General features: G+C 41.4%; 10 protein-coding genes. 3 read left to right on the forward strand and 7 right to left on the reverse strand.

The window, feature by feature from the left end; all coding sequences use genetic code 11:
* Positions 1 to 113: IS1 family transposase (locus tag EI164_RS12560; RefSeq protein WP_192519804.1), on the reverse strand; the 113-nt coding region annotated here is incomplete at its 3' end.
* Positions 114 to 242: 129 nt separating this feature from the next.
* Between EI164_RS12560 and rodA the strand changes: the two genes are divergently transcribed.
* Positions 243 to 1,385 carry a rod shape-determining protein RodA gene (rodA, locus tag EI164_RS12565; protein ID WP_192520299.1) on the forward strand — a complete coding sequence of 381 codons (1,143 nt, stop codon included), beginning with the start codon at positions 243 to 245 and terminating at the stop codon, positions 1,383 to 1,385.
* A gap of 894 nt (positions 1,386 to 2,279) precedes the next feature.
* A complete protein-coding gene (locus EI164_RS12570; protein ID WP_192520292.1) occupies positions 2,280 to 2,894 on the forward strand; it encodes a septal ring lytic transglycosylase RlpA family protein in 615 nt (204 codons plus the stop codon).
* Positions 2,895 to 3,008: 114 nt separating this feature from the next.
* Here the strand turns inward: EI164_RS12570 and radA are convergent, their stop codons facing one another.
* The 6 genes from radA to EI164_RS12600 all read right to left on the reverse strand — a co-directional run bounded on the left by radA (position 3,009) and on the right by EI164_RS12600 (position 8,413).
* Positions 3,009 to 4,448: a DNA repair protein RadA gene (radA, locus tag EI164_RS12575; RefSeq protein ID WP_192520293.1), complete on the reverse strand. Its 1,440-nt coding sequence runs from the start codon at positions 4,446 to 4,448 to the stop codon at positions 3,009 to 3,011.
* Positions 4,449 to 4,692: 244 nt separating this feature from the next.
* Positions 4,693 to 5,403, reverse strand: coding sequence for an LPS export ABC transporter ATP-binding protein (gene lptB / locus EI164_RS12580; protein WP_413038463.1), 711 nt, complete (start codon positions 5,401 to 5,403; stop codon positions 4,693 to 4,695).
* Between the two features lie 153 nt (positions 5,404 to 5,556).
* Positions 5,557 to 6,045: a lipopolysaccharide transport periplasmic protein LptA gene (gene lptA / locus EI164_RS12585; protein WP_225739280.1), complete on the reverse strand. Its 489-nt coding sequence runs from the start codon at positions 6,043 to 6,045 to the stop codon at positions 5,557 to 5,559.
* 164 nt (positions 6,046 to 6,209) lie between these two features.
* Entirely contained in the window at positions 6,210 to 6,794 is a 585-nt protein-coding gene (lptC, locus tag EI164_RS12590) for an LPS export ABC transporter periplasmic protein LptC (RefSeq protein WP_192520296.1), read from the reverse strand.
* Positions 6,791 to 7,357 (reverse strand): KdsC family phosphatase, encoded by a 567-nt coding sequence (locus EI164_RS12595; RefSeq protein WP_192520297.1) that lies wholly within the window; start codon positions 7,355 to 7,357, stop codon positions 6,791 to 6,793. Before EI164_RS12595 ends, lptC begins: the two co-directional genes overlap by 4 nt.
* Before the next feature lie 63 nt (positions 7,358 to 7,420).
* Positions 7,421 to 8,413, reverse strand: coding sequence for a KpsF/GutQ family sugar-phosphate isomerase (locus EI164_RS12600; protein WP_192520298.1), 993 nt, complete (start codon positions 8,411 to 8,413; stop codon positions 7,421 to 7,423).
* A 109-nt stretch (positions 8,414 to 8,522) separates the two neighbouring features.
* Here EI164_RS12600 and EI164_RS12605 point away from each other — a divergent pair.
* The coding region (locus EI164_RS12605) for an IS1 family transposase (RefSeq protein ID WP_192519804.1) at positions 8,523 to 8,635 on the forward strand (113 nt) is incomplete at its 3' end.

Genomic DNA, 8,635 nt, shown 5'->3' on the forward strand with positions numbered 1-8,635 from the left:
TGACGTTTGCAGTCCTTGCACTGGTAGTTCTGCTTGCCATAGCTTTTTTTGCCGTTTTTCTTTAAACTGGGACTGTGACAGTCGGGGCAATTGATCTGTATTTGTGTCTTCATAACCTCAAATATATCATCTTGCTTCGGCTGTCACCCTTCTTTTATTACTCCAGCATACTTTTTGATACACCACCAAAATATTTTAGATAAAACTTTCCTCTTACACCAATTACCAGACTCACTTTGCCTATGTCTTCTAATCCGCAGTATCGTTTTTCACGCCAAAGCCATCATTTAGGCCAAGGCCATGCACCGACGTTATGGCAACGTATTCATATCGATCCGTGGTTAACCCTGCTTTTATTGACTGTCTGCTGTATTGGTTTGACTATTTTATATAGTGCTGCAGGCCAAGATGTTAGTATGGTTATACGCCAAATGGTCAGCTATGCTGTCGCATTTACTGTCATGTTTACCATGGCGCAAATACCACCTAGTATCTATCGTACCTTTACACCCATATTTTACGTACTTGGACTCATCTTATTGGTGTTGGTTGATGTCATCGGTGAAGTACGTATGGGCGCTCAGCGCTGGATCAATTTACCAGGATTTGGTAGTGTGCAACCTTCAGAGTTTATGAAGCTTGGCATGCCAATGATGTGTGCTTGGTTTTTATCCAAACGTGATCTCCCACCATCTACTTCTAGCATCGCTATAACATTGGGATTAATTATTGTTCCTGTCTTATTGATTGCTAAAGAGCCCGATCTAGGTACCTCGCTATTAGTGGCAGCCAGCGGTATTTTTGTACTGTTTTTGGCGGGTCTGTCTTGGCGCCTGATTTCGGCAGCTGCCGTTCTAGCCATTCCTCTTATCGCCTTTGCCTGGAACTTTCTATTACATGATTATCAACGTACACGCGTACTCACGCTACTAAACCCTGAGGCCGATGTACAGGGTGCTGGTTGGAATATCATTCAATCAAAAACAGCAATCGGGGCTGGTGGTCTCACTGGTAAAGGCTATTTAGAAGGTACACAATCACATCTACACTTTTTGCCAGAAGGTCATACTGACTTTATTATTGCCGCCTTTTCTGAGGAGTTTGGCTTACTAGGTGTTTTGTTATTGATGTTTATTTATTCCTGCTTACTAATGCGCGCATTATATATCGCCTCTACCCACCCTGATACCTATAGCAGATTATTGGCAGGGGCAATCGCTATGTCGTTCTTTGTCTATATATTTGTGAATGTCGGTATGGTTGGTGGTATTTTACCAGTCGTTGGTGTTCCATTGCCCTTTATTAGCTATGGTGGTACAGCTATCGTGACATTGATGGCGGGCTTTGGCCTACTCATGTCCATCCATACCCATAAATCAGGTTAACGTCAGTTTATTAATCATACAAATAGGATGTGGCGTAGACAATACATTTCCTACAAGATGATGGTCGTAACAAGATAAATGATAAGCAAAAAAATAGTACAGACCACATTAAGATATCAGCAAGTTGCTTGACAAAATTTGTCCATTTTCAATACCTTCATGTTTGATGCCTAAACTGAAGATGCGCTCTAAATTATATAAACTTAATGACTTCCCATATTTAATTATTTTAATGATGCGATATCTATACTGCTATAAAAAGCACTCGTAGTCATATATTCAGGCAGCACAAGTTGTTGATTTTAATAAAATAAAAATAACAACTCTTTAAAGCTCCCTACTAAAATCTATATTTGATAATTATTACTGATAGGTTTTAACCCTTGTTTTTTATAAACAATTGCGTTAATCTCAATTAAATGTACTTTGATACAAAATCTGTACATAGCTACTAAAAAAACTTTCACCCAATTATATTCTGGTTATAGCTAGTCCGTATAATCGGTGGATTATAGATTTAGAGCTTTCAAATAAATTACTTAATTAACGGTTTGACCACAAAGTCGTACTGAAAACCATTGATAGTTTATAAGTTTGGGGCGTGCCCTAGTACTAAATTTACATATTTAGATGATGTGCTTTACCAATATTCTTGACTATCATTTGAGCCTATCATAAGCATCTACCGTCACGTTACAGTCGATCACTTATGATAATAGAAAAATCACTCTGTATTAAAATCTATAAAAGTCTTGTCTGGTATCAATGGTGATATAAGATCAAATTGATAATAAGGCTTTAAAACATGCGACACAGTCAGGTCAATCTGATATTTTCACACGCAATCTAATATGATCAGAGTTAGATTTTAATGTATAAGCTATAGAGGTATCTATGAATAAGCGTGTATCTGGTTTATTTACCATGTCAGCAGTACTGTTTGCTGGCTCTGCAGTGATCACTAATGCAAACGCTGTAGAAACAAACACATCCCTTGCGATGACTTCACAAGATAACGCCTCCCATATTGACCGCGTCCTTAGTGAGCTCAGCCGCCAACATGACGGTGCATCAAACCTAGTTAAATCAGCACGCCAACCTACTTCATTGGCGCTTAGTAGCTCATTACTAGCCGTTGATACGGCTCAAGTAACCAATGATGAAGATGTATTAGAGCGTCTAACAGCCGTTGCCTCTAATTCCGTTAGCAAGTTCAAACAGACCGGCCTAGCTTCTTGGTATGGTCGTAAGTTTCATGGACGCAAAACAGCGAGTGGCGAAACGTTTGATATGAATGCTTTAACAGCTGCCCATCGTTCATTACCATTGAACTGCTATGTAAAAGTAACCAACAATACCAATGGTAAAACTGTCGTCGTTAAGGTAAATGACCGCGGGCCCTTCCATGGTAACCGTGTATTAGACTTGTCGTATGCCGCTGCTAAGCAACTGGGTATTACAAATAAAGGCGTTGGCAACGTTTCTATCGAGCGAGTTGCAGGACCATAATATTTTAGAACCCCTCATTTGCCTATATTAAATAATAAAAAGCGTCTAACTATTTATAAGTTAGGCGCTTTTTATTTTCTAGTTTACTGCCTGTATTATGTTATACCAACAGGGCTATAATTCAAACGCACTTTCAATAGCATCATCAAGACGCTCAACAGCGATGACATTGATACCCTTAAATTGAGGAGCATCCTTTGCCGGCGCGTTGGCTTTGGGAATGATGGCATGCTTAAAGCCATGTTTCATCGCTTCTTTGAGACGCTCTTGACCATTGGGTACAGGACGAATTTCGCCAGACAGTCCCACCTCACCAAATACTGCTAATGAAGAAGGTAATGCTCGTTCCTTAATGCTTGATGCGCAAGCCAACAATACTGCCAAATCAGACCCTGTCTCTATAACTTTTACACCACCGACGACATTGACATATACATCTTGCCCACTAGTATGAATACCACCATGACGATGCATGACGGCTAACAGCATCGACAGACGCTGAAAGTCTAACCCCAAGGCCATCCGCCTAGGCGAGCCTTGGGAGTCATCGACTAAGGCTTGTACTTCCACTAACAGCGGTCTAGTACCTTCACGGCTCACCATAACCACAGATCCAGCCACAGGCTTGTCATAACGACTCAAAAATATCGCTGAGGGGTTGGCAACTTCTTTAAGGCCCATGTCGGTCATACCGAAAATACCAAGTTCGTTAACTGCTCCAAAACGATTTTTTACCGCACGTATCATGCGAAAACGCGAATCAGACTGACCTTCAAAATACAAAACGGTATCAACCATATGTTCAAGCACACGAGGCCCTGCGAGCGTACCTTCCTTAGTTACATGCCCCACTAAAAATAACGCTGTGCCAGTTTGCTTAGCATAACGAGTCAAAATAGCGGCTGACTCACGAATCTGACTGACGCCTCCAGGTGCCGAATTGATAGCATCGGTATAGATAGTTTGAATGGAGTCAATAATAGCAATGGCTGGCTGCTCTTGTGTCAATGCGGCACAGATTGTTTCTACATTGGTCTCCGCAAGCACACGCAATCTATCTGCTGGTAAATCTAGACGCTTGGCACGCATAGCTACTTGTGCAAGCGATTCTTCACCTGTCACATAAAGTGCGCTACCAGCCAATGACTCCGCACGCGCCATATTTGTCGCAGTTTGCAATAGAATGGTTGACTTACCAATACCAGGATCGCCCCCTATCAGTACCACAGAGCCCGCAACCAAGCCACCACCAAGTACTCGATCAAACTCACTAATACCTGTTGGTAAGCGCGTATCTAATGTCACACTAACTGCATTAAGTGGCATGACTGCACTATGCGTACCAGAATAGTTACCCGTTGGAGAACTACTTGATACACGAGACGCTGCTCGATTTGCAGCTGGCTTAGTCGAGCTTTTATTATGATGTGGCATGCTAACATTTGGGGCTTCAACCAAGCTGTTCCATTCTCCACAATCTGCACATTGCCCTGCCCATTTACCGAAATGAGCACCGCAATGCTGACAGACATAACTGCTTTTACTTTTTGCCATAGCATATAAGCCTTATTAAGGTGATCAGTTAAGAGTACAAATAGAATACTTTGACACTGCTGTCAGTGCTGACTTGAAGGTTTCATGAGGCAAACTGGCCATTAATACGGCATATATTGCTCTATAGAAATACAGAAGATAAAGTTTTATAAAAGCCTAAAAAAGAGCAATAACGAAATAGGTATTTATAAAAATGACGCTTATTCTAGCATTAGTGACGAAACCGTAGACGCATGGACTACTTTTATACTTGGAAGTCTTTACCTAGATAGACAGATTTGACTAAATCGTTTTCTAAAACTTCAGAAGAACTGCCTTCTGAGATAATCGCACCTTCTGAGACGATATAAGCTTTTTCGCAGATTGCTAGGGTATCTCGAACATTGTGATCGGTAATCAACACCCCTATTCCGCGGTTTTTGAGTGTTAAAATCACATCTTTAATATCACCCACTGAGATTGGGTCAACACCAGCAAAAGGCTCGTCCAACAAGATAAACTTTGGATCAGCCGCTAATGCACGAGCAATTTCGCAGCGACGGCGCTCACCACCAGATACACTCATACCCAAAGATTTGCGTACATGCTCTAAATGAAACTCACCAATTAATTTTTCAAGTTCTTGCTGTTGCTCATTTTTGCTTAACTCTTTACGAGTTTGTAAAATAGCTAAGATATTATCTTCGATAGATAATTTACGAAAGATAGACGCCTCTTGCGGCAAATAGCCAATACCTGCACGAGCGCGCTCATGCATCGCATATTTAGACAAGTCCATTTTTCCTAGCGTTACACGGCCTCTATCCATGTTCACCAGTCCTACTACCATATAAAAACTGGTTGTCTTACCCGCACCATTAGGCCCTAACAATCCAACCACTTGTCCTTGTTCAACCGAGAATGAGACATCTTTTACAACCCAACGTTTGCCATAGCGTTTACCTAAATTTTGCATCGTTAGTCGCGCAGCAGGTGCTGTATTATTATGCGATGCTACAGAATCTAGACTTTTATTATCACTCATAACTTACTCATACTGTTGAAAATTCAAGCGCGGATACATGAAAACAGACTTGTTTCTATATTAACAAATATACGAACTAGCTTATTAACGTACGCCGCTTTGGCTACTATTACTACTAGGTGGGAATACCAGCTCTACTCGCTGATTACCACCGGCAGTCGCCTCGACATCACCCGCTTTTAGACTATAGCGAATGACATTACCTGCAAAACTTGCACCGTTTTGAACCAATTTAGCATTGCCTGTCAAAGTGATAATACCAGTAACTGCATTATAGTCGATTTTGCTAGCCTGACCTTTGGCTAGGCCTTTCTCTTGGGTAACAATCTGCTGCATAGTAGCTGGACGCCCAGTGGCTACTGCTGAATTAATACTACGCTGCTGTGATAAATTGACCGTAATATTATCTGCCGTCATCTTGAATGTGCCTTGAGTAATACTGACATTACCAGAATAACTGGTGACACCTGTGCGCTCACTATAAGTCGCTTTATCAGCCAATAGCTTTATTTCTTGATTGGAGTCTGATGGCAGCGCATGACTATAAATCGGTAATGCAAATAGCATAACCATTGGCAATATCCGCAATTGACTGAAGCCATACACTTCTGTATTTGGGCGCAAAGTAGGCAAAAATTTAGATTTCATAAAAATCACTCGTTTTATAATGGGTAGTAGAATTTGCAAACTTTATGCGAGCTGCTGTTCTATTATATAAACAATAAGCATCGTTGGGATTAAAACAATGCTTTATCTTGGCGTTCAGCAGAGGTAAAAGAGACGGCAACTTGACCAAACTCGTATTCACCTGTTTCTAGATTGGCAGTCATACTAGAAGCCTCAAACCGGTTCATGCCTTGCTCGACCTGTACAGGCTCTTCGCTATATATTTTACCTGATTTTGTATTGCCTTTGAGCGTACTGCCTGTCACCTTTATCGGTTCAATATCAGATGATTCTTTCTTGTTTTCACTAATGAGTGAAAATCCACCTGACAAACTCAGATCGCCTGTCTGCTGACTGATGGCAGCCGTACCCGCCTCAATCAGATAGCGACTCTCTGCAGAAGGTTCCCAATTCATAGTAATACCTGACATCTCATCTAAATTGGTTTCAGGATTATGCGTCAAAGATTTAGCGGTTAGCTCATACTCTGTTTCACCTTCCTCGTTAGTTTGCACCGCCTTAATCTCTGTTGCTTCATAATCAACATCTGGTGCCTCTATACTAACTGGTGGTGATACTTCGGCTTGCTGCTGAAAGAACCAACCTGCAAGGCCAGCAATAATCAAGGTAATAACTATTAATACACGAGTATTCACGGCAACTCACCCTGATTGCTTACTTCATCAAGCGTATAATCCCCGATAAAGTTTTGATAATGTCCATGACCTTTCAAAATAAGATCACATATTTCACGTACAGCACCAGTACCACCTGCACGAGTAGTCACCGTATCACTACGACTGATCACTTCTGCATGTGCATTAGGAACGGTTGCAGCAAATCCTACCGTCTGCATTGCTTTAATATCTGGCAAATCATCACCCATATAAGCACAATCGGCTGCTGTAATATTAAGCGCCGGGTCCAGCATTGATAACAATTCAGTTAAAGCAATCAGTTTGTCATCACGGCCTTGCACGACATAGTGAACGCCCATCTCCTTGGCACGCTTATCTACCATAGCGCTGCTGCGACCAGTAATAATAGCCGTTAAAATACCATAGCGTGCTAAAGACTTAACCCCAACGCCATCTTGAACAGAAAATGCTTTGGTTTCAATACCATTGGCATCATAAATGATTTGGCCATTTGATAAGATACCATCAACATCCATGACCAATAACTTTACTTTCCCTGCTTTTTTAATTAAGTCTTGCATCACATACCTCTTACTTAAGGCTATTAATTAAGTTTTATTGTTAAACCTACCATATCAGTTTATTTATTTTACACCAGCTTGTAGCAAATCATGTACCGTAATAATTGCTTCCAAATGTTCTTCATCATCGATGATTAACAACTGACTGATACTATTTTCGTTCATTACACTAAGAGCATCGGATGCACGCATGGACTTACTAATACGGCGTGGATTGCTCACCATTACATCGCACATCGGCGTTTGCAGATCTATGCCTTTTTCGAGGCCACGACGTAGGTCTCCATCTGTAAACACGCCAACGACCTTCTCATTTTCATCTGTCACTACAGTCATACCTAAGCGCCCTGCCGACATGGTAAAAAGCGCGTCTTGTAAAGGTGCTTGCTGATGAATAATCGGTAAATGCTCAGAGCTGGGATGCATTAAATCCTCAACTCGCGTCAATAACTGACGACCTAATGCCCCTGCTGGATGGGACAATGCAAAATCTTCTGAGGTAAAATTACGGGCATGCACTAACGCAACTGCCAAGGCATCACCAAGTGCTAAGGTCGCTGTAGTACTAGAAGTTGGTGCCAGATTAAGCGGACATGCCTCTTGTGACTTACCCAGTGTCAAGACGATATCAGCAGCACGTGGTAGCATGCCACGCTTATCACGGCTAATACTAATCAAAGGTATATTCAAACGCTTGACGACAGGCAGTAGCATCTTAATCTCATCGGACTCACCAGAGTTAGAAATAGCAAGCAAAACATCGCCCTGTACTAACATACCCAAGTCACCATGCCCTGCTTCGCCAGGATGCATAAAAAAAGAAGGTGTACCAGTGGAGGCAAACGTAGCTGCTATCTTACGACCAATTAACCCTGACTTCCCCATACCAGTCACTACGACTCGGCCATGGCAAGCCAAAATAATATCACAAGCTTGCGCAAATCTATCGTCTATCTGCTCTGTCAATAATGCTAACGCAGACATCTCGGTATTAATTGCTTCAACAGCTGTACTAATAAATTGTTTATGAGTTAGATTGGTTTGAGAATTGTTCATAGATATGCTCTATTTTTATAAAAAATAAGATATTTGGTGGTGTATCAAAAAGTATGCTGGAGTAATAAAAGAAGGGTGACAGCCGAAGCAAGATGATATATTTGAGGTTATGAAGACACAAATACAGATCAATTGCCCCGACTGTCACAGTCCCAGTTTAAAGAAAAACGGCAAAAAAAGCTATGGCAAGCAGAACTACCAGTGCAAGGACTGCAAACGTCA

The sequence above is a fragment of the Psychrobacter sp. FME13 genome (assembly GCF_014861395.1).
Classification (GTDB): domain Bacteria; phylum Pseudomonadota; class Gammaproteobacteria; order Pseudomonadales; family Moraxellaceae; genus Psychrobacter.

Coding starts and splice junctions, on each gene's coding strand:
- rodA (WP_192520299.1), top strand. CDS start 243: ATGTCTTCTAATCCGCAGTATCGTTTTTCACGCCAAAGCCATCATTTA.
- EI164_RS12570 (WP_192520292.1), top strand. CDS start 2,280: ATGAATAAGCGTGTATCTGGTTTATTTACCATGTCAGCAGTACTGTTT.
- radA (WP_192520293.1), bottom strand. CDS start 4,448: ATGGCAAAAAGTAAAAGCAGTTATGTCTGTCAGCATTGCGGTGCTCAT.
- lptB (WP_413038463.1), bottom strand. CDS start 5,403: ATGCAAAATTTAGGTAAACGCTATGGCAAACGTTGGGTTGTAAAAGAT.
- lptA (WP_225739280.1), bottom strand. CDS start 6,045: ATGGTTATGCTATTTGCATTACCGATTTATAGTCATGCGCTGCCATCA.
- EI164_RS12595 (WP_192520297.1), bottom strand. CDS start 7,357: ATGCAAGACTTAATTAAAAAAGCAGGGAAAGTAAAGTTATTGGTCATG.
- EI164_RS12600 (WP_192520298.1), bottom strand. CDS start 8,413: ATGAACAATTCTCAAACCAATCTAACTCATAAACAATTTATTAGTACA.